This window comes from Chitinophaga sp. 10T418 (genome assembly GCF_056394125.1).
The window spans coordinates 198,995-221,358 of the sequence record NZ_JBFTHG010000003.1; the positions used below are offsets into that span (position 1 = coordinate 198,995).

A 22,364-nucleotide genomic window follows, 5' to 3' on the forward strand; every position below is an offset into this window, starting at 1 on the left:
TTTATCATAAAAAAAGCCTGCTCTGTGAGCAAGCCTTTTTATGATAAATCAAAAATATCCTCAATACAATACCCGGAAACTAATCGTATCCTTAATATGTTTCAGGTCCTTTAATACCTTTTTATCGTATTCCGCACTAATGTCGGTAATCACATAACCAATCCGCTCATTCGTCATCAGGAATTGTGACACAATATTAATTTCACGATCCGCCAGCACCTGGTTCACCCTTGCCATAATCCCCGGCACATTGCGGTGGATATGAACAAAGCGATGTCCATTCTTTACTTCAGGTAACTGAATATTCGGGAAATTACTGCTCCTGAAGGCATCTCCTCTGTTAATAAACTTAGCGATTCTTTTGGCAACAGATTCCGGCTTTTTGATATTGTCGAAGATCACGACACCCATGTCCGTACAGGCATCCTGCGGAATATGTTTTTTACTGTTACCCAGGTAGCCAATGACTTTTAACTTGGTAGCCTTGCTGAGTTTTTCCGCCGAAATAGATTCTTTATTACCCAGCAAAATAATCCCGGCATCTTTCAGCTGCTTATCTTCCAGCGTGGTAGCATGTTTCACGGTAAAGCCATCTTTCTTCAGGTATTTCACGGCAATATCCGGTACGTCACCAATCACCAGGCAATGAATACGGTTTTTAGGGTAGGAAATAGCTGAAGGCAGGTTATTCACATACAGGAATTCATCCAGACTTGGCGTAATATGATCTGCCTTTTCAGTAACCGATTTGCGTTCTATATTCTCCGTAAAGGCATAAAACTTCTTGATCATACCAAATTCCTTCAACTGGAAATCGGAATACCCATCACCGATGCCATGTATTTCGCCCTGTAATTGCAGCTCTTTCAGCAGTTTCACTTTGCCGCCTTCATTCGACAGTGGGTTATTTTCATCATACCCTACTATTTTCCCTTCGGCATTAAACACAAAAGTATTGGCGTAAATATTTTCTTTTTTTATATGAAAGGGCAACACCACCGGTGTAATAAACTCTTTGAACCCTCCAGACACAATCAACACATCATCTGCATGATGTTTGAAAAAGTTCTTATTTCTTGAAAAAGACGTGGATACCTGTTTCTTTAAATGTTTCACCAGTTGCTTCAGGTGATCTTTGTTGGCTTCCAGTAGCTGCACTCTTGCCGCCAGACTTTCCCGGAAAGATAATTTACCATCCATCGCCTGATTGGTCAGGTCTTCTATTTTTTTATAGATCTGCTCCCTGTCCGGGTGCTCCTGCAATGAAATGCGCGCCAGTTCATCTAATGCTTCCACCTGTGTAAAGGTGCTGTCGAAATCAATAATATAATATTTTTTACTCACGGATTTGTTTTTAAATAGCCTCCTGTTGCGCTAATTGGAGCACAAAAATATAAGTTTAAATAGGATTTAAAAGACAATCTTTCTTTTCCCGTCTTATGGCATCAGGAAAATATCAATGAGCAGGTGCTCGCCTTTGCGCCATCTCAGCCAGCCGGTAAGCGGTGTTTTACATTGGGAAATGTATTGATCACAAGGTGTGCCTTCATGCGGGTTGTCCGCTTCATTGTAAAAGCAGTCATACTTTACCTCTAGCCAGTCTCCCTGTAGTTGTACCGGGCAAAACAGCTCCTGTCCGGCTGGCACAGACAAAGTATCTGCGGCCTCGCCCGGCGCTGTTTTCAGCGGTTGCACACTACCATTATCTCCTTTTGGATTCGCCAAACGCTTTACCCCAAAGGATTGCAGGAGGTACGTTTCCCAGGTTTTAAATACATATAAGGTTGTTTTCGGGAGATATTTAACTTCTTTGTAGTTGATTAAAATACGATACGATTGGGCGGTCTTTCCTACACAAACAAAATGCATGATGCCATAGTCTGGCTTAAAGAATTTCGGGCACACACGTGCCAGGCTTGTATCTTCGGCTGACATATCACCCATAGTCCATCTCTCCGTTAACAAACTATCATTAAACACTTCAAATTTCCTGGGAGCTATCACCAACCCAATACCCAACGTAGATACTTCGTTATCATAGGTACAGGTATTCTCCGGAAGCTTTGCTGTTGTTGGCTTCGCCACGAATAGGGTATCTGTTGGCGCTTGCTTTTGAGGAGATGGCTGTTCACAAGCCAGCAGACAGATACTGAAAAAAAGGACGGCTATAGCCCGTTGCAGGAGCGTGAAGTGTTTCATTGATATACTTTTTCACGGCCAATATACATACTTATTTTACTAATATAATTTTACCACAGGGAGATGATCATTACATGGGCACCAACTGTACATCAGATCATCTCCCGGTGCTATCCATCTCACAGCGCAACAGGTTGTCAGCACATCTTCTGAAAAAAAATTAAAAGAGCGACACACGATTACTTAAATTCAAGGATGAAAACCCTGCATATGCATCAAAAAATCGCCGCTCTCTTTGTCATCTTATTTTTATTCTTTTCCGGCCATATCACTGCCCAGGAAAAAAACGATCCAAACCTCGACATTACCGCTGCTACCGGCCCGGAATACGACTGGCTGAAGCCGATGACCGGTCATTACGAAGTAGACATGCGCATATGGCCTAAACCAGGCGCAGCCCCCATCCCACTGGGCACCTTCAAAGTAACGCGGCAATTTGTCGGCAACTTCCTCCAGGAAATAATGGAACCATTACCCGGAAAAAATACACCACCCTTCAGCCGCATTACCTATCTCAGCTTCAACAAAATCAACCAGCGCTGGGAATATATCGTTATGGACACGCGGTTCCCCATCATGATGTTTGAAACAAGTTTTGATGGAAAAATTGCTAATGGGAAAGAGATGACAACCTACCTGTCTGCATTTCCTGTTCCCACAATGATAGGCAAAGAAACCGCAGGACAGATGGCGAAACAACGCCGTACTTTTAGCATAGAAGGACCCGATCGCGACGTGATGCACCAATACTGGACACTCCCTTCCGGCAAAGAATACCTGCCATAGAGTATGTATATAAACGTGTTTCGCAGTAATCATCCTATAGTCCGCGTGTGGCAGTGATAATAGATGCACTTCCCGCATCTTACAATATTGTCAATCGTTACAGCGCGTCCCACTCTGTATCATCAGGGTCGGACGCTTCCTTTTCTTCTTTGGCCAATAACTCATCTGACCTTCTTTCACCAATCTGTTGACGCCACATCGCATAATAAAGCCCCTTATGCTCTACCAGCTCCTCATGTGTGCCGGTTTCGGCAATCTTACCTTTTTCCAACACAATAATCCGGTCGGCGTGCATAATCGTAGATAAACGATGCGCAATCAACACGGTAATCTGTTCCCGCAATGCAGAAATACTTCTTACAGTATCTGTAATTGCTTCCTCTGTAATCGAATCGAGCGCGGAGGTAGCTTCATCAAAAATAAGTAAGCGGGGTCGCCGTATCAACGCCCGCGCAATGGAAATACGTTGTTTTTCCCCACCTGATAACTTCACACCGCCTTCTCCCAGCTTCGTATAAATTCCTTTTGCAGAACGTGCCAGCAAAGCGTTACAGGATGCCTTGGACAGCGCTTCCAACACTTCTTCGTCCGTAGCATCCGACTTTACAAACAACAGGTTTTCTTTGATAGTGCCTGCAAATAGCTGCGTGTCCTGTGTTACAAAACCCATCTGTCTTCTTAACGCATTAAACCGGATATCCGCGGTAGGTACATCATTGTAATATATTTCTCCTGATACCGGCTTATACAAGCCTACTAACAATTTCACCAGGGTAGATTTACCAGATCCGGATGGCCCTACAAAAGCAATGGTATCACCGGTTTCCACAGAAAAAGAAATGCCATCAAGTGCATTGGAGGTAGCCGTTTTATGCCGGAATACTACGTTTTCAAACCGTAACTGTTGCAGATCCCCGATTTCCACAGGCTCCAGCGGACGCTCTTCCACAGGGCGTTCCATCAGTTTATGAAATAAATATAAAGAGGCTTCTGCTTCCCGGTACTGAATAATGATATTCCCCAGATCCTGCAGCGGCACAAATATAGCCGTGGTGATGAACTGCATGGTGATCAGCTCTCCTGTTGTTAAAATATTGCGGAAAATGAGCCAGAGTAAAATAAACAGGATAGACTGTTTCAGCACGTTGAGCGTGGTGCCCTGTAAAAAGGAAAGGGTTCTTACCTGTTTGGTTTTCTCCATTTCCAGGTCATATATTTCTTTGGTAAAGGTTTTTAAACGCCTTATTTCAGGGAAGGTAAGTCCCAGGCTTTTGACTAATTCTATATTGCGCAGCGACTCTGTAATAGCACCGGAAAGTTGCAGCGTTTCCCGGTTGATAGCACGCTGCACGGTTTTCATTTTTTTGCTGAGCAAGCCGGTGAGCCCACCTAAAAAAATAATCCCTACCACAAATACAGGTATCAACGCCCAATGCTTGGTGATAGCATACCAGATTAAAAATCCCATCCCCACTACCGAGGTAAACAGGATGTTGATAAACGCGGTGATAAAACGTTCGGTATCTGTTCTTACTTTTTGCAATACGGCGAGGGTTTCACCACTCCGCTGTTCTTCATACTCCTCAAATGATAAGCGGAGCGTTTGTTTCAGGCCATCATTGAATACCTGCATCCCAAATTTCTGCACTACCAGCCGCAATACATATTCCTGGAAAGATTTCGCCAAACGGGCCAGTAATGCAATGACCACTGCAATTCCCAACCAGAACAGCACCCCTTTCACCAATTCCGGCTCTGACTTACTCCCGGTCTTGCCTGCATAATCATCAATGATTTTTCCGAATATTAACGGATCCGTCATCACCAGGATCTGGCTGATTCCTGCAAGCAATAAAGACCAAACGACCAACCACTTGTGTGGCTTTAAGTAGTTCCAGAGAATTTTCATAAACAGCAGTTAGCTTTTAGCTTTTAGCCTTAAACAAAGGTAACAACGATTATGTTGCATTTGCTAACAGCTAAAAGCTAATGGCTAAAAGCTAATTTTTCGCCCGGATGGTCTTCACTTCTGTAGCTGTAACTGCACTGGCCTTATTGCCAAAATTGTTACGCACATACGTTAATACATCTGCTATTTCCTGGTCTTTCAGAAAATTATGCGGAGGCATATTATTGGAATAATATTCATCATCTATTGGCTCGGACGACTGCATCCCTTTCAAAACAATTTGTACGAGTTTGGTTTTGTTCCCCAATACAAAAGTGGTTTTTATCAACGGCGGATTCAGGTGTGGCACACCACTACCATCTACCTGGTGACAGGTCAGGCAGTATTGCTCATACACCTTTTTACCCCTGCTTACAGACTGGCTCTGAGCCGGGTTCTTCACGGGTTTCGTTTGCGCTGATAAAAAAGAAAGTGTTGCACAGAGTGCAACACCAATAATCATCATAACTTTCTTCATACAATATTATTTACCGCTATAGCTGATTTTATATACCGTTCCTTTTACATCATCTGTTACATACAATGATCCGTCAGGGCCCTGTGCCAATCCACAAGGGCGGTGCTGTGCCTGGCCGGGTGACTGTATATTGTCAATACCGGTAAAGCCATCTGCAAACACCTCCCAGTTGCCGGCAGGCTTGCCATCTTTAAACGGAACAAATACTACAAAATATCCCTTTTGTCCTTTCTGCCGGTTCCATGAACCATGAAAAGCAACGAAGGCGCCATTCTTATATTTCTCCGGAAACTGATTACCAGTATAGAACAACAGCCCGTTGGGCGCCATATGCGCTGGAAATGCCACCACAGGGTCTATCGCATTCTCTCCGCCTGTTTTATTACCATCACCACCATATTCAGGCGCCAGCATTTTCTTATGCTTGAATCCATCGTAATAAATATAAGGCCATCCTGCATTATCACCTTTCTTCAATGCATACATACACTCTGCTGGTAATTCATTGCCCTGTTCCAGGCTGTAATATTCCGGGAACATATCAAACAAACCATCTCTGCCATGTTGCATTACAAATAACTGGTTAAGAGAGGTATTCCAGTCCAGTCCCACCACATTACGTAAACCGGTAGCATAACGCACACCGTCACCATATGTCTGGTTCAGTTTATCTGCCTTAAACTGCCAGATGCCGCCCGCAGAATCCAATATAGGACAGCCTTCTATACCTTTGGAACCTTTTGCCCTGTCCTGCACCTGGCAGGAGTTAGAGTAAGCACCAATGTTTACGTAGATGTTGCCATCATTATCCAATGTCAATGCTTTGGCCTCGTGCTGATGACGGTTGATTAAACCAGTCACTATCTTGTCCGGGTGTTCCGGGTTGATGATTTCGTATTTATCATTCAGTTTATAACGATACACCTCTTCATCAGAAGAAGTATACAGATAGTTTCCTTTAATCACCATACCAGTACCCCGATAGGTGCCGAAAGATTTCGCAACGCCATTGTGTATAACCGCAATCGCTTTCCCAGGTTTTGAAGATTGTACTTTTACATAGATATCCCCCAGCGGCGTTACTGCGATATGACGGGCTGCTCCCAGGTTTTCTGCCACTGTCTGGACTTTAAAGCCCGCTGGCAGCTTCAGGCCGGCATTACCCGGATCAGCTGTTATGCGACGGTGCAGCGCACTGCTGTCGTCAGTACCAGCCAGGCCGCGGGCAGACAACAAGGTCATGACAGACAAGCACCCCAGCAAAATTATTTTCGTTTTCATGCTATTATAGTTTCAATGAAATAAGAGGGTTTTCAAATCCTGTTCTGTAAAAATAATAAGGTTTTTATTTAATCCGTAAATATTGGATAAATGGCATTTGTGGCTGGGCTACCTTAGCCTCTCGCCACCTTCGAGGCATAGTACTTCATCAGGTAATGATACATCACCAGCTCCTGCAACCGGGCATTGGCGCTGAACATCCTGTTCAGGAACATATGCAGATAATGCGGCAGCAGCGCTGCCGTTGCAGATGCCCTGACCGCCGTCACTTTACCCGCCAGATCTCTCAGGGCCGCACCGCGCACATGCAATATTTCTGCCGACGCTGCCGGCAGCGTATAATCGTTGCCGTTATTATCCAATACCGTCGCAATGAGCCGTGTATGTTGCCGGTACTTATCATTCAATTGCCGCAGCAACGCAGCATCTCCGTAATGCTCTGCAAAAAACTGTTGTTGCAGCTCCCGGAATAATTGTAGTTTCATTAAAGGTCCGTAGCCGAAATGTGTCAGCAGGTCATCAGCTCCCTTCATCGCCAATAACCAGCGATCACTTGTTTCCGTGCCGGATATCAGCGACAATAAACGGACAGCCGCCATACTGTCGTGAAAAAAGAATTGTTCACTCAATTCCATTACATCTGCCCCATAGCGCTCCAGTTCTCTTATATAGGTGTCGAATTGTATCTTCTGTACAATATCATTTTCCAGGTAAGGGGCTATCACCTCCTGCAACTGCTGAATAATAACAGGACTGCTATCCCGGTAATGTGGTAAATGAAAACGGATACGGAGATGATGGTCCGGATCCCGGAAGCGGATAAAGAACCAATGATCTGTTAGCTGCGCCGCCTGCAGCCGGTTTATCAGCGGCGCCAACTCATTTACCAATAGTTTATCCATCCATTTAGTGCCACAGTAAATCTTTACATATAGCCATTCACTGCCCGGAGGAAAGCTTCGTTTCGTAACGCCCACTGCGTCCCTGACAGGTGAAGCCTTATCAAGGCTGCCCTCCCAGACCACAGAGGGGGCCTTGTATCCTGTATTGCAAATCGGTATAATCACTTCATTACAGAAAAAGCCGCTTTCATTCGCCTGCAAACGGGTATCCTCATTAAACAACTGCTCATATAACACCACGTTCCCCTTCTTCAGTTTATCCGTTAACAACATTCCAGCGAATACACTGCGGAGATCGATCAACAGGTCATTATCGCCTTCTGATAGAAGCACCAGGTCTGGCATATGATATTGCTCTTTCAGCAGCTGCAGGGCGGCTTCCGGAGAATGTTGCTGTAACAGCGCTTCGAAACGCTGTTTGGAAATATACCACCTGGCTCTTTCGAGTATAATTTCCTGGTATACAACTCGTGGTAGAAATGGTTGTTCTGTCAGCTGCCCCCAATTCCAATGAATCGATAATGCCTGCTGTTGCTGCAAATCACATAAAAACCGGTAGGCCGATAATCCCCTGGTAAAATTATGTGCGCTGGTAAGCCGCGGCAATACTTCCCTGTCCAGCCGCGCAGAACGCAATACCACCCTGTTATTGCGTACCGATACATACAAATCACTGACGGGTAGTTGAAACTCCTCGGCCACACTGCCGTTTCCGAGAAAAGGGATTTCATAATCGTATAGGGATGGCCGTAATAATACGTTGCCGGTACGGCCTTCCGGTAAATGCACCACTTCTGCCAGGATACAGTCTTTTTCCAGGGCCTGTTCCATGGCAACAAACTCTTTCAGCTTTGCTTGCAGGGCCTCATTACCGGTAGCAAATCGTCCCAGCAGTGCCAGGGCGTTGGGACCGTTGCAGGACCGGAGCAACAACTGGAAGTCGCCACTATCGAGTGCAGCGGCATCCTTAGCGATCAGGGATCCTAACAGTGAAAGAAAAGGTGGTAGTACCGGGGCCTCCGTGACCTCTTTCAGTGCATCCAGGTCTGTATCTGTAATGTGGATAACCATTGCCTGCTGCTGTTGTGCCAGCAGGAATTGCTGCAACACGAACTTCGCCTGCGCATTCCAGGAAATGGTGTCCTTTCTTTTGCCGGCGGGCATTACAAGATCGTCGATCAGCGGGGTGTAGCTGGAATGATCTCCCGATACAATCCCGTAACCGATGCCGGATTCGCTGTCCAATGCCATCATCAGGGGAATTTCCCGTTGCTCATATTGTTGAAGAAATTGTTGTTTAAAAGTTTGCAGATCGGCAGGCATTCCCCGGGTACCCAGTACCGCAAGCCGCTCCAGTCGGTGCAACAGCCGATCCATTACCTGGTTAGAAAGATGGGCAGTGGCAGGCTGGAAGAAAAGATCTACCTGTACCGGATCTTTGGCGGTGATAGTGGGAAAATTTTCTGCCAGCAGCGTTTTAATTTCCAGGTAATGTTGCACTCCGGCTGTTTGCAGGGGAAGTAGTTGCTGTATGCGCTGCAGGACGGGCAAACCCGCTGGTGGCTGCCCGCAGGCCTGTAACTCCCCGATGAGCGCAGAAAGGCTGTCCTGGCTGGTAATAGCCGGCGTTAAACCGGTTACCAGGATCTGGTTGCTGATCAGGGATTCAATAAAAGGAAGGGCTTCTTCCGGAGAAATATCCAGTTTACCCAGTTCCGCTACCAGTTGATCTATCCGGGTGCCTGCCCTGGCGGCGGTTAATATAGCCGTGATATAATCGTTTTGTGTGAAGGCGCTGAGAAAATAATGTCTTTTTTTATCCCGTAACTGGTACTCAAAATAGCGGATAGAGTACCCGATTTCATACAGACTGTTGTTTGGGTAAAAGCGCAATTGCTGCCGGAGTTCCGGCTGTTGTACCAGTTCATTCACCAGCTCAGACAGGTATTCCATGTCCAAACGAGCCACTTTATGATGGCTGTTGGCGGTGGCAGACGAAAATTCCGATGGATAATCACCAATATAACCAGTCATACAACCAGCAAATAATCCGTAAGGTGTACAGCGGGCACTCATTCTCAGGAGGTAGCGATAGAGGGCCATGGGCAATTTAAGGTGGCTGTCCGGTTCTGCCAGCCACTTCAGCATTTCGGCATGCAGGGCCGGACTGGCCAGGAAAACAGCTTCCTGCAACAGTGGGCGGGTATACGTTTCCCTGATCGCCGCTATAAAAGACGCCTGATTATTATGACTCCTTCGGTGTAAGCGGAGTACTTCTTCACATGACAACAGCGGCATTCTGAGCAGGTAAAAGCCGCAACTAGTAAGCAGGGACATATCATTCAAACATACTTAGTTTAGTGGGAAATGAATATTTCCCGATCAGTATGCTTAAATAAAGATAAAAGGTTTTTTATGATGTCAGGTAACGGCTATTTTGATACCGGGAATTACTCTCTCCATTTCATGTACAAACTTCTTGTAGCTGGCTGGTTTACCGAGGTATCCCCTCTTTTCCTTCCAGCAGAGGGAGGCTACTTCACGGCTGGAATAAGCGGTCACAAGAATAAAAACGCAGTCCTTTTTTAGGAACTGCGCTATAATATCTCTTGTATTTCCTCTTAAATTAACATCCAGAAAAACAACGTCCACTTTTCTTTCGGTGATCAGGTTATCGATCGTATCTAACTCTGATGCCTTTTTTACAAGTTTCAAATAGGAAGTTCGTTGGATATAGCTTTCCAGTATGTCTAATGCCAGAGGCTCGTCATCTACTATGGCACATCTGTATTGCATTTTATACCAAAGGGTTAAACAATTAGGAATAGTAAGCACCAGCGGGTTACGCTTCTGAAACAGCCGGGGAAGCTCCCCAGGTAGTTGGAATGGTGGGAAAACTTGAATCTGCCATTCTTACACCTGATTTATCGGAAGCACTCATATTTTCAATCGTAGAAACATCAGCTTTTGAAATAATTTGTTTCTCTAACATTAACACAGGACGATTATTTACAGACGCATTCATTTTTGACATAAGATATATTTTTAATGATTGACGACAGCTATCAATCACCTAAGCTCGCCCTTAGATATTAAACCACATATTTTATTAGACGTAATTCCGGTTATTTTCGACCAACTGCTACTATTACGCGGTAGGATTGTTACTCATCATCATCATTGTAGTTAGCAATGCCGAGTAAGCGCTTAAGATCCTGACGGGAGGCTTTGGAAATGATAACAGTTTGTCCATTGATCACTTCCACGGTGTTTCCCATAATGGACTTAATAGCCTGCAGCCGGATGATGTAAGATTTGTGGATACGCATGAACTGGTCTGGTGGCAGTACATCTTCCATTACTTTCATGCGCATGTAAGTAATGATACTTTTGTCTTTACATACAATTTTGATATAGTCCTTCATCCCTTCCACGTAGTAAATATCATCGAAAAGGACCTTGGTTAACTTATTATTATCTTTTACAAAAAGGTGGTTAGACGGTGTAGGTTTAGGCTTCACAGGCTCCGCAACGGACGACTGCTGCAACCGCTGACTGATATTATTACGGGCTTTATTAACTGCTTTCAGAAATCTTTCAAATGAAATAGGTTTTACCAGGTAATCGACCGCATCGAGTTCAAAACCTGCAATAGCATGTTCTTTTGAAGCAGTGGTAAAAATAACAAATGGTGGATTGCTGAGTGAACGGATCATTTCTATGCCGTTGATATTTGGCATCTGTATATCTGAAAACAGCAGGTCAACGGATTGCCGCTGTAATTCATTAATGGCATCAAAAGCATTTTCACAAAAGGCTACAGGTTGCAGATAGGGAACCCGTCCAATGTAATTTTCCATCAGGTCTCTTGCAAAGGGCTCGTCATCCACTACAAGGCAGGTAATTACTTGATCCATATTTTTTAGTTCAGCGTTAGTGTCAAGACAACTTTGTAATATTCGGGATTATTTTCTATAAATAAAGTATGCTCATTTGGATACAACAGAATAAGTCGTTTCCGGGTATTACTAAGACCAATGCCACCCTGTACTTTTTTACCGGCGGCCATTTCTCCCTTACTATTAGAGATTTCAAATTTCAGTTGATGCGCCTCCACTTCGAGAGAGGCATGAATCCAGCATTTATCTGAGTTAGTGCTATGTGAATATTTAAAGGCATTTTCTACAAAGGGAAACATCAGCAACGGGGCTATCTGCCGTTCTCCCATCCGGTCTGTGTCGCAATCAAACCGGATACTGGCATTTTTTCCATACCGCACGCTTTCCAGCTCTACATAGTTTTTCAGGAACTCTGCCTCCATATCCAGTGGTACCTTGTCTGTATTGGAATCATACAGTGTATAACGCATCATTTCAGACAAGTGCATAATCAGATCCGATGCCAGGGCGTCGTTGCGGATGGATAAAGAGTAAATATTATTCAATGTGTTGAACAGGAAATGCGGATTCAGTTGCGAGCGCAGAAAGCTCACTTCCAGGTTCAGGTTATCCCGTTCCAACCGCAATGTACGGGTAGATCCCCGGATAACATCCAATATCAGCTTCAATGACAAAGCCGGCGCAGTTGTCATCACCACCGGAAAGAAAATCTTCAGCATATGATCGGGCGCAAATGTATCCAGCCAGCCCGCGTCCACTACCCGATGCAGAAAATCCCGCAGGGAAGGATCATTTATCACCAGGAAATTAACCGCATACAGCGCGCACAAATAATTGATAACAGACCAGAAAAAAAAAGGACCGCAAAAACATAACAGTGCCAGGAAAAAATAGCCTTTCAGCAATACTTTAGGGATGATAAAGTAAAATGCTGTGTAAAAGAAAAACATGGCCCCCAGGATATTCCTGATCATAAACAGGATGCTCACGCTGATAGATACCGTAAAGTTGGAACTCATCATAAGCCCGTACAGCACAGACAAACAAGTCCACATGAGCACATGAGACCATATCCGGATATTGGTTGCATAATATTTATCAGACAAAAAGAATGAAAACCATTCCATTAATTTTCGGCTGATATCAGGCGGCTTTGCACTGGTCTTACTTCTAAAAAAAGCTAGCATCTTATCCCTTATATATAAAATTTTACACTACGCAGCAGGTAAGTAATATAAAAATACATTATCAATTCGAATTTTCTTTATCATATCAAATAATATAATTATACAAATATCACTTTTAGTCTATAACTTACACATTATTAGCCCCTTCCAGTACTCCCTAAAGTATACAATGTTGGATACAACAGCATTTTCATCGCGTTTATGAGTCACTTCATCTAATAAGTTTAAAAGGCTAATTTATAATGCTGACTTTTGAAGTACAGCCAGATACAATAGTGACTAAAAGATCTTTGCATTAAAAATATTTAAAAAACAAGGGTGAAGTTGCGCAACAACTTGCAATCATTATACTTTCATCCATTGTTGTTACCATTGTCACTTTATATAAACTAATTAAATAATATTACACCAATCTGGTCAGAAAACCTAGCATATTTCATCCTGCGTTGCTCCAAAAACTAATATTAAATGAAGGGTAATAATATCTACCTGCTAATGTTATTCTATTCTATGTAAACACTATGAGAATCCCCTACAGCTCCTAAAGAGATAGACATCCGTCTATCTCTTTTCATTATATCCCATTCTTCCCAGTTGCCATACTCCCCATTCTGCTATCAGCATCAACACCAGGTACCCCACCGGCTTATGGTGATAAATACCCTGACAAAGTCTTGCCAATCCTAAAACCAGCATAAAAATAAACAACCATTTCAATGGCACATAAAAATCAGCCAGAGAGTCGAATAAACGAGGTAATAATATTGCCAGGCAACTGCCGCCTAAACAAATCCCATAAAACTGCAAAAATAGGGATCCTTTCACTGTAAAAGGACTCCACTGCGCCGTTATTGCATATACGTACAGAAAAGGAGCAAATATAACGATCAGAAGGAATACATATCCCCAGGTAGGGACAATCATTTTTTCTTTCATGATATTGTTTTAAATTTTCAGGAACCACATCCTCCGCAGCCGCCCCCGCAGCCACTTCCGCAACTGCTGCCACAACTACTGCCACAACTGCTCCCGCTGCTGCAGCTACTGCCTCCCCCCGCATCTTTTTTATTTGTGCCTTTATCGTCCTTATTCACTGTGAATGCACCGAAGGATCCCAAAACAAGGAACACAACGATAACGAAGCCTGGGAGGCTGGCGTTACTACAGCCGGGAAATAAAAAGAAGGAAAGCAAGAAGAGAAGTAAGGTTAACCAATATTTGCGAAACAGAGATAATCGCTTTACTGCAGGTGACAATCGGGGAGTAGAATGATCGGGCCAGATGGCTGCGGGAGGATCTTCACCGAAATATTGCCGGTACTGTTGCCGGGTGCTTTCCTCCCACGCTTTGTATTTCTGCTTTTCGGATGGCCCGCCAGAGGAAGGATAATGGTGGATTTTTTTTCCGAGTGTTTTTTCACAAAAGGCCTCCCAGTAATTTTGCGTGTAGATTAAGTGCTGGTGCCATACCTTATCCACTATATCTGAAGGCGAAGCGCCGGTAGGAGAAATACAGCAGAGGTAAATAAATCGTTTGTATTCCTGGATGGCCTTTTGCGTAAAAGCTGCATCCCATTTGTTTTCCCTGGCCAGCTTTTTGGAAAAGGGAAGCGCTGCATCCGGATCATCCAGCCGGAAATCGCTGATTTGCTGCCATAGCAGCGTGCCCGGCGATAAGGCTACAAAGTGATTGTTTTTCATCATAATTTTCTTGTTTTATTTTGTTGATATAAATATCAGTTAATGCCGCAAGACTTAAGTATTCTGCATATCTTACGGAGGCTTATATCTGTATTATAATCGTATTATTATGAGTAAGGAAGAATTGCTTAACCTGGAGCGCTTAATGAATTACATAGCGCATCAATACCTCAAAAAAATAAGCTGGGAAGACGTTTCAAAGACGGAATGGAGTTTTATTGTGACAGAATTCAATACCGTTATTACCAAACAGCAGCGGCATAAAAAATTAAGCGCACCTCCCCCTTTATTTGGTGATAACTATTTCTATGAACACCTCATCATCCGGAAACTGAAAACCGCTAAAAATCAATCTGCCCTGTCTTCCATCAGCAGTCCCAATTTCTCCAAACTCAATGTGATAGCAGTATCCCTGGGATTTAACAGCTACATCGACTTTATCAACAACGCGACAGAAATATTTCCTTTTCATGAACTGAAAATCAATATTCCACTGGCCACCACCAACCATCAGTTACTGGATCACCTGGTAGGATACTGGTATTGCTATAACCGCAATCTGCCTTATAAGTCAGGGAAAAAAGCAACAGAACGTATCTGGCGTTCTGCTTTGGAAATTTATAAATCGGGAGATGAATACCTCGTGGAGCGCACCGGCAAAGACAACCATATGTACTATGGTAAAATAACGTCTTATGCCAGCTATATATTTATTATCATGAACAGTACTACGTTTATCCGTCAACGTCATTTTATAGGCCGGCTGAAAGATGTAGAGGATAAAATGAAAAGACCCGGCTATGCCATTAATGAACTGAACTTTGTCAGCACCTGTGTAAGCTTTAATGAAGAACCTATTGCACTCTATGAAATATTTCACCGGGTGGCGAAAGTAAAAGACTTTGAGAAAACATCTGTAGACCTGGCCTTCGACAGCCCACTACTACCTCAACATATTCTGCTGCACCTGAAAGACAGTGAGCTAAACAGGATTACGGAACATTAAGATAACTGCTGCGTGTTGCTGAATGACAGTACCTTCCAGGGGCTGTCCGGCGCTACCAGCAAGTACTCCATGTTATTGTGCAATGTTTCAAAACTGCCCATTTCTATGCCATTCCATACACAACGGGCAAACTGATAAGAAATAGAAAGATGCCTCCAGGAAGTATACGTTCTTCTGATAAGCGATATCCCCCACATAATATATTCCAATGCCTGGTCATAAGTGATATACCCGGCATCATAGCCGGCACGGCTCAGATTAATGATACGGCCAAAATCCCAGATCAGCATATCGGGCTGTAAGTCTTTATCAATCAGCTTCTTTTCCCGGAACAATTCCAGCGCATCACGGGTGTTGCGTAAACGCTCCATCACCACAGCTTCTTCCAGTTCGTTAGTGGCAATATACTCTCTTAAAAAAGCCTTGCTTTCCTTCATAGACACGGTATTAATGGCCTGCCATATAATATCGTACTCTATACGGTGACCACTGTCCTGCAGCCAGGCAATCATCTCCTGTAATTCTTCCGTACTATCTATGTCCCACCACTCCGACAACTGCTCACGGCAGTCATGCTTATCCAAACCAGTGGTAATATCGTTGAGGTATTGACGGTTTACAAAAGCAATATCTGCCCCGCAGGCAACTGCCCATTGTTGGGCTATGTCCAGGCGTGTATTGGGATTTAACACCACCTGAAGGGGCTCTTCGTCCATATCATTCACGTCAGCATCATCACCGGAAAACATCTGGTTAAACTGCTTTATATTCTCAGCGAACATGTTCATCTGTGCGCTCCAGTCATTATTATGCTCGATGGCTTGTTCCATCTGTTGCTTGTACAGGGCTATCGCGTCTTCGGTAAATCCCATATCACGCAGTTGTTGCCAGTATTGGTCCATAGAATGAGGCTGATCCATAAGGATTCGGTTAAGGGTTATGGCTATTTGACTCTCTGGTATTTACGGGTAAAATTACATAAAAGTTTTTTCATAGAATTTTTTTACATGTCAAATATAATTAATATCTCTTAGTATCCATGATTATCGCTATAAAAATCGGGGCCTCCCGGGAATTGCCCCAGAAGTGGAAAACTGTCTGCTGCGCTTACCTTGCAGTGGCGGGTGATAGTTGCCTGCCCGGAATAACGGCTTTCCCTGTGAAATCCATACAGACAATCTTATCTTGTGCTATTATTCTGAATATATAATGCGAGAATAGCCGGATGATAACTGTAAAGAATACACGCTAATAACAAACAGAGATAACCTTTCATAGTAAAGGGACTTAAACCATCTGCCTATATAAACAACAAAGAGCAGGCCTCATGGCCTGCCCTTCTCCTCCCAACATGGATTCACCACTAATACACTTAATTTTTATCCCACCATATTCTGCCCTTGGTATCGGCTGCACCGGCGCCATAAGCAGGATCTTTTGCTATCATCGTTTGCACCGCTGTATTGTAATTATCCTGGTTGAGCGTAGAACTCACATTCAGACTATTACGGCGGGCAATCAGTAAATTCTTACCACCATCCCATAAGTTTTCCAGGTAAGCAATAGAAGATCCATCTCCTATTTTACCGTTATTACCTGGTCTTACATCTGTGAACTGTGGATAACCAGTACGTTTCCACATAGCCCATGCTTCATCCGGCTGCATTAAGAAATGCACCCAGGATTGTGAATAAATACTGGGTAACCCTTTGTAAGGAATACCGGCAGGTGTGGCAAATGCACCAATACTGATGGCATCTGCATTCGGTACTTTGGTAGCCACCGCAAAAGCCTGGTATTGATTAAAGGAAGCCTGTACGCCTTTGTAAAACCATTGTGAAGCAGTTTGTCCCAGGCCATTACCACCTTTTTCTGCTATCTCTGCCATCATAAAACAGGTTTCTGCATACGTAACAAAGAAAGATTTCATTTTAATGGTAGACCCATCAGAATAAGGTTCATCCGTATGCATCAGGACTTGCTTGGAACGCTGATCAAATCCACCAAAACCACCGTTCTTCACAAACAAACGGGTTTGAATAGCCGATAAGAAGAGCAGATTCTGCGTAGTACCATCTTTCAGAGTAAATGTTTTATTCCTGTCTAAACCGGTAGGACCATAAGTAGCATCACCAGCAGAGGCAGGAGATGCATGCTTACCCCAGTAACGTACCTGGTTTTCCGGCAATGCCAGTGCAGCCTGCGATGCCGCATCCCCATTCACTTTCACAGTCAGATACTGGTTACTGTTATTGCCCATATCATTTTGCCGGATCATAAATCCAATACGTGGATCATTCGTGGATTTCAGGTATTCCACAAAAGAAAAAGACGCATTATAATTAAACAGGATCACGTTGATATCATCCACATTATTATTCCAGTCGCGGGTATGATTGATGGCGAACGATCCATCATTGGTAGGATCTGATAAAGAAGGAGCAATCAGTTTACCCGCAAAATTAGTTGCCACATCATTCAGCACCGCTGCTAAATTCGCAGCGTCACGTTTTTCATAACGTTGTGCAATCTTAATACGCAACGTATTGGCAAGACCCAGCCACTCTCCATAATCGCCACCATAGAATAAATCCTGGTTGCCCAGCGCAAACTGGTTGGTCGTATTATTTTTTAACAAAGTAGCCGCATCTTTCAATTGTTGATCAAACACCTTATACAGGTTAAAATCATAATCGTATTGCGGTAAAGGATATTGCGCATCATTGAATGCCTGGCTGTAAGGTAATGCACCGAAAATGTCAGCTACTCTCCACGCATGATATACATCCACAATAGAACAAATCGCTTTCAATCCCTGGTAAGTAGCCTTGGCAGCATCTGGCAGGGAATTGATCTTGTCGATGATCCGGTGCATATCGCGACCAGTGGAATTGAAGTAGTCGCTGTAAAAAAAGAAATTCGGATTAGGACCGGTGCTCTTGGCAGGATCAGCATACTTTCCGGAAAGACTGCTGTTAGTCACCGCATCTGGTACCACATACTGCATATAGCTTAAGGTGGCTCCATACCTTTGTGCGGGGCGGTCACGTCCATTGATATCAATATCTACGGTAGCCCCGGTGAACAGGAACTCCGGATTTACATCCGGCAGTAAATTCGGATTGGTGTTAATATCTATCAGCGTCTTTTTGCATGACTGACTTACCAAAGCGAGGGTAAGTAATCCAAGTATATATTTATTAGTTTTTTTCATCGTCTATGTATTAGTTGTTTTACAGAGAAATGTGGAGGGTTGCTGCATAGTTGCGGGAAAAAGGTACCCCACCGGTAATGAACGGCCTGAATGGATCATTACTTTGGAGAGACGCCGGATTCTGGCCACCAGTCAATGTTCTGTACAAATAACCAACGTTGCGGGCAGTTAACGTTAACCTCGCTCCCTTCAAATGAATGGAATTGRTAATCGCAGCAGGTAACCGGTATCCCAGCGTGATTTCACGCAGCATTACCCAGGAATTTTTGCTGATAGTACCATTGTTATTCAGATTGGTTTCCCATCCGTAAAAAGTATTATAGTATAAAGACGCTTTAAAAGGTTCTACCAACCCTTTGTCATAAGCTTCTTTAAAGGTCATGCCGGCAATGCTGACAGCTGGTTGTAATGGACTCATCTGTCCTTCGTCAAATACTGCATTTGGAATTACGCCATCATACATGGGTTTTCCACCATTCCACTGCGGATCGGTACGTGCTACGCCTCCGTGAGCCTGGTCGCGGTACTGCAGGGAATTTTTTGGTGTACCCTGTCCCATGGCATAAGCATAAGATTCTGAATATACATAACCACCAAAGCGGCCATCCACCTGTGTAAATAAACTGAAGTTTTTATATCTCACAGTAGCACTTATACCACCTGTTAAATCTGGTTCTACTTTACCCATTTTCGGCGCTGCAGATCCACCCGGTAACTGCACCAGGTTATAGTTCACCATATCATACTGGCCAGCAGGGCTTGTAATTCTGCCGCCATAAGTAATCAGTGGGAATCCAGTTTTAGGATCATTTTTGGTGCTGGCCAGGTAGTCACCCACATTTGTAGTCAATACACCAAAGTCACCACCTTCATAGGCATGTACACTTACACCTTCATAGTTATCACTGAGGTTCCAGTCTTTGATACCATTACCAAACTCAATAATCTTGCTCTTATTATGTCCTAAGTTCACCGCAAAATCCAATCCCCAGTTTTTACTACGGATAGGTGAAATGTTCACTAACAATTCCCATCCTTTGTTCTGGATATTACCGGCGTTAAAGAATACCTGGCTGTAACCTGTTTCCGGTACACCGGCCAGGTTAATCAACTGGTGGAAAGTATTGGTTTTATACCAGGCAAAATCCACATTGATCAGGTCTTTTAACAAACCGAAATTGGTACCAAACTCCCAGGTACGGGAGATCTGCGCTCTCAGGTCCAGGTTAGGTTTTACGTTAGCATTGTATTGTGTGGCAGTACCAACAGAAGCACCGTTCTGATTAAGGATAGTGCCTGGAGAATAACCAACACCTGTCTGGTAGGCACCGGCAATACCAGAGTTACCTACATATGCCAGGGAAGCCCGCAGTCTGCCGGAAGAAATCCATCCTGGCATACTCTTCTCGAAATGATCATAGAAAGAATAAGAGAGGTTAGCAGAAGGATAAAAAATAGAATAATTATTCTTCGCGCCGATGGCTGCTACCGGATAAGTCAGGGTAGATCTCCAGTCGTTACGTCCGGTGATTTCCAGGTTCAGGAATTGTTTGTAATTCAGGTTGAGGATACCACCAACACCAATCGTTAACTGGGAAGGATATCTGGGGCCCGGCACACTGGTAGAACCGTAATAATACTGGTTTTGAATATTCAGGGAAGAGTTACCCAGGAAAAAAACATTGGGTACGCTCAGCTGACCATTGGTGGAGGCTCCGTAGCTTTCGCCGAGTCTGTCTCCATAAATTTCATTGTATAAACGGAAGTCGATGTTCAGGTCTTTATTCATGACATCTTTAGTGGCATGTGCCATAAACAGCAACGTGTAATCGCTGGTATAGCTGCCTCCGGATGAATAATAACCGCCGGTATTATTAGTACCATTACCATAGTCTTTTTCTTCTGTACGTATTTTATAGAAGTTGAAATTACCTCTGGCAGACAGGTCCAGCCAGGGGTTTACCTGTGCTTTCAGCTGCATGTATCCCAGTATGGAATTTTCGTGACGGAAATAATTATTCTTATCAAACCTTGAAAACGCATTCACCGCCGCACCAAGATTGGCGTAGGTATCTGCATAATCAGGTGTATTGTCTGGTGCGCGATACGTTTTATACCAATCACCAAAGTCTATATTTCTTGGCAGGTAGTAGGTATTAAATGCCAGATTTTGTCCCCCGCCATAATAGTAACGACCCTGGGAGAAGAAGTTCTTTGCTTCTGTATTGGAATAACTGATGCCGAAGTCGGTAGAAAATACTTTATTTAATCTGGCGCCGATTTTTAAATCAACGGAGTTTCTTTTCATGCCATTGTTTGGCAATAAACCATTGGTATAGTTGTTGGAATACGACAGGCGATAGTTAAACTTATCAGTAGCGCTGCTGATAGCAATATTATTATTAATGTAATTACCATCCTGGTAAAATGTTTTCCAGTTGTTGGGTTGTGGTGAATAAGGCACCATCTTTTTGGGATTAAAAGCAGCGGGGTGTAAACTACCATCCATTAAAGGTCCCCAGCTGGCATCTGTTTTGGTTTGTGTGCCATCTGGTCTGAAATTACCTTCTCTTTCTACATAGTCTCCCTGACCATATACATTTTGTAAATCCATTGGTGCCCGATACACGCTTTCCTTCTGATAAGTAGAGTTGACTTCAATTAAAAACCCGTCTCCTGCCTTTGCTTTTTTAGTAGTAATAACGATGGCGCCGTTAATACCTCTGGAACCGTAGATAGAGGTAGCTGCCGCTCCTTTCAGTACAGTGATGGATTCATAATCATCGGGGTTCAGGTTTTTCAGCTGAGAACCCGCATCGGCGTTATCTGCATCTGATACGTTATTAGTAATCACATTTCCATCTATCACAAAAATGGGCTGGTTCACGTTATTACCTGGTGTACCTAATACTTTGGCTCCTCTGATCTGGATAAAGGGAGATGTTTGCACGCCAGCCGCTGTCATTACGCTGATATTCACACCGGCTACTTTACCTTGCAGGGCAGTAATCGGGTTCACGGAATTGGTGCGGGTGAGTTCTTCACCTTTTACAGTAGTAAGTGCATAACCTACTGTTTTATCGTTTTTACCGATGCCCAGTGCGGTTACTACTACTTCTCCCAATCCGCTGCTGGAGGGTTCCATCTTTACAGACAGTTTGGTATTATCTCCTACTTTTATTTCCTGTTTTTTATATCCTACAAAACTGATCTCCAGTACGTCACCGGGTTCGGCATGGAGGGTAAATTCACCATTCGAGTTGCTGATAGTGCCCTTGTTGGTACCTTTTATTTTGATAGATACCCCTGCCAGCGGATGTTTATCCATATCGGTAATCACTCCGCTGATTTCGGCTACCAGGGCCATATCGTGATCGATATTGTTTTGCTGATTTTCTTCTTTTTGTTTTACTACCACTGTGCTGCCAACAATGGTATAGGTGAGTGGCTGGTTTTTAAAACATATGTCCAGTGTAGCTTCCAGGGAAGCATCTTTTACATCAATTGTAACGGCATCTGCCTGTCGCATCCAGGATTCATCGAAGAAAAAGGAATACCCGGTTTGTTTTTTTATAGCGCGGAACACTTTTCCCAGCCGTACATTTTTTTCGGCCAGTGTGATTTTCTGTGAGTAACCTTTTGCACTAATCTGCAGACAGGCGGCCATAATCAGAATGGCTGTTAGCTTCATAAACAGGAGCGTTTTGGGCAGTACGCGACGGCTGAAATACCAGGCGGTACGTAGATTTTTTTTCATACTTTAG

At 43.7% G+C, this 22,364-nt stretch carries 17 protein-coding genes; 2 read left to right on the forward strand and 15 right to left on the reverse strand.

Features of this window, described 5'->3' with window-relative positions; genetic code table 11:
- Positions 1-60: 60 nt before the first annotated feature.
- Both AC1DCV_RS08990 and AC1DCV_RS08995 read right to left on the reverse strand, forming a co-directional pair.
- Positions 61-1,344, reverse strand: a complete 1,284-nt coding sequence (locus AC1DCV_RS08990) for an HAD-IB family phosphatase (RefSeq protein WP_477022891.1) — start codon at positions 1,342-1,344, stop codon at positions 61-63.
- A gap of 93 nt (positions 1,345-1,437) precedes the next feature.
- Positions 1,438-2,199: a hypothetical protein gene (locus AC1DCV_RS08995; RefSeq protein ID WP_477022892.1), complete on the reverse strand. Its 762-nt coding sequence runs from the start codon at positions 2,197-2,199 to the stop codon at positions 1,438-1,440.
- A gap of 210 nt (positions 2,200-2,409) precedes the next feature.
- Here AC1DCV_RS08995 and AC1DCV_RS09000 point away from each other — a divergent pair, with 210 nt between their 5' ends.
- Entirely contained in the window at positions 2,410-2,985 is a 576-nt protein-coding gene (locus AC1DCV_RS09000) for a DUF1579 family protein (protein WP_477022893.1), read from the forward strand.
- Between the two features lie 97 nt (positions 2,986-3,082).
- Here the strand turns inward: AC1DCV_RS09000 and AC1DCV_RS09005 are convergent, their stop codons facing one another.
- The 10 genes from AC1DCV_RS09005 to AC1DCV_RS09050 all read right to left on the reverse strand — a co-directional run bounded on the left by AC1DCV_RS09005 (position 3,083) and on the right by AC1DCV_RS09050 (position 14,383).
- Positions 3,083-4,894 (reverse strand): ABC transporter ATP-binding protein, encoded by a 1,812-nt coding sequence (locus tag AC1DCV_RS09005; RefSeq protein ID WP_477022894.1) that lies wholly within the window; start codon positions 4,892-4,894, stop codon positions 3,083-3,085.
- A 91-nt stretch (positions 4,895-4,985) separates the two neighbouring features.
- Positions 4,986-5,411: a c-type cytochrome gene (locus AC1DCV_RS09010; protein ID WP_477022895.1), complete on the reverse strand. Its 426-nt coding sequence runs from the start codon at positions 5,409-5,411 to the stop codon at positions 4,986-4,988.
- A gap of 6 nt (positions 5,412-5,417) precedes the next feature.
- Positions 5,418-6,692: a PQQ-dependent sugar dehydrogenase gene (locus AC1DCV_RS09015; protein WP_477022896.1), complete on the reverse strand. Its 1,275-nt coding sequence runs from the start codon at positions 6,690-6,692 to the stop codon at positions 5,418-5,420.
- 113 nt (positions 6,693-6,805) lie between these two features.
- Positions 6,806-9,931 (reverse strand): lantibiotic dehydratase, encoded by a 3,126-nt coding sequence (locus AC1DCV_RS09020; RefSeq protein ID WP_477022897.1) that lies wholly within the window; start codon positions 9,929-9,931, stop codon positions 6,806-6,808.
- Positions 9,932-10,015: 84 nt separating this feature from the next.
- Positions 10,016-10,390 (reverse strand): response regulator, encoded by a 375-nt coding sequence (locus tag AC1DCV_RS09025; RefSeq protein ID WP_477022898.1) that lies wholly within the window; start codon positions 10,388-10,390, stop codon positions 10,016-10,018.
- A gap of 46 nt (positions 10,391-10,436) precedes the next feature.
- Entirely contained in the window at positions 10,437-10,628 is a 192-nt protein-coding gene (locus AC1DCV_RS09030) for a hypothetical protein (protein ID WP_477022899.1), read from the reverse strand.
- 130 nt (positions 10,629-10,758) lie between these two features.
- A complete protein-coding gene (locus AC1DCV_RS09035) occupies positions 10,759-11,511 on the reverse strand; it encodes a LytR/AlgR family response regulator transcription factor (protein ID WP_477022900.1) in 753 nt (250 codons plus the stop codon).
- 5 nt (positions 11,512-11,516) lie between these two features.
- Positions 11,517-12,620 (reverse strand): sensor histidine kinase, encoded by a 1,104-nt coding sequence (locus AC1DCV_RS09040; protein ID WP_477022901.1) that lies wholly within the window; start codon positions 12,618-12,620, stop codon positions 11,517-11,519.
- A 621-nt stretch (positions 12,621-13,241) separates the two neighbouring features.
- Positions 13,242-13,616, reverse strand: coding sequence for a hypothetical protein (locus tag AC1DCV_RS09045; protein ID WP_477022902.1), 375 nt, complete (start codon positions 13,614-13,616; stop codon positions 13,242-13,244).
- A gap of 17 nt (positions 13,617-13,633) precedes the next feature.
- Entirely contained in the window at positions 13,634-14,383 is a 750-nt protein-coding gene (locus tag AC1DCV_RS09050) for a glycine-rich domain-containing protein (protein WP_477022903.1), read from the reverse strand.
- A 106-nt stretch (positions 14,384-14,489) separates the two neighbouring features.
- On the opposite strand from AC1DCV_RS09050, the gene AC1DCV_RS09055 reads away from it, so the two are divergent.
- The gene (locus AC1DCV_RS09055) at positions 14,490-15,386 is read left to right on the forward strand and encodes a hypothetical protein (RefSeq protein ID WP_477022904.1); all 897 of its coding nucleotides are present in this window, start codon (positions 14,490-14,492) and stop codon (positions 15,384-15,386) included.
- Here the strand turns inward: AC1DCV_RS09055 and AC1DCV_RS09060 are convergent.
- The 3 genes from AC1DCV_RS09060 to AC1DCV_RS09070 form a co-directional block, all read right to left on the reverse strand.
- Positions 15,383-16,306 carry a DUF1266 domain-containing protein gene (locus AC1DCV_RS09060; RefSeq protein WP_441573792.1) on the reverse strand — a complete coding sequence of 308 codons (924 nt, stop codon included), beginning with the start codon at positions 16,304-16,306 and terminating at the stop codon, positions 15,383-15,385. The two genes, AC1DCV_RS09055 and AC1DCV_RS09060, sit on opposite strands and share 4 nt — an antisense overlap.
- Before the next feature lie 452 nt (positions 16,307-16,758).
- The gene (locus AC1DCV_RS09065; protein ID WP_477022905.1) at positions 16,759-18,600 is read right to left on the reverse strand and encodes a SusD/RagB family nutrient-binding outer membrane lipoprotein; all 1,842 of its coding nucleotides are present in this window, start codon (positions 18,598-18,600) and stop codon (positions 16,759-16,761) included.
- A gap of 19 nt (positions 18,601-18,619) precedes the next feature.
- Positions 18,620-22,357, reverse strand: a complete 3,738-nt coding sequence (locus AC1DCV_RS09070) for a SusC/RagA family TonB-linked outer membrane protein (RefSeq protein ID WP_477022906.1) — start codon at positions 22,355-22,357, stop codon at positions 18,620-18,622.
- Between the last annotated feature and the right edge of the window lie 7 nt (positions 22,358-22,364).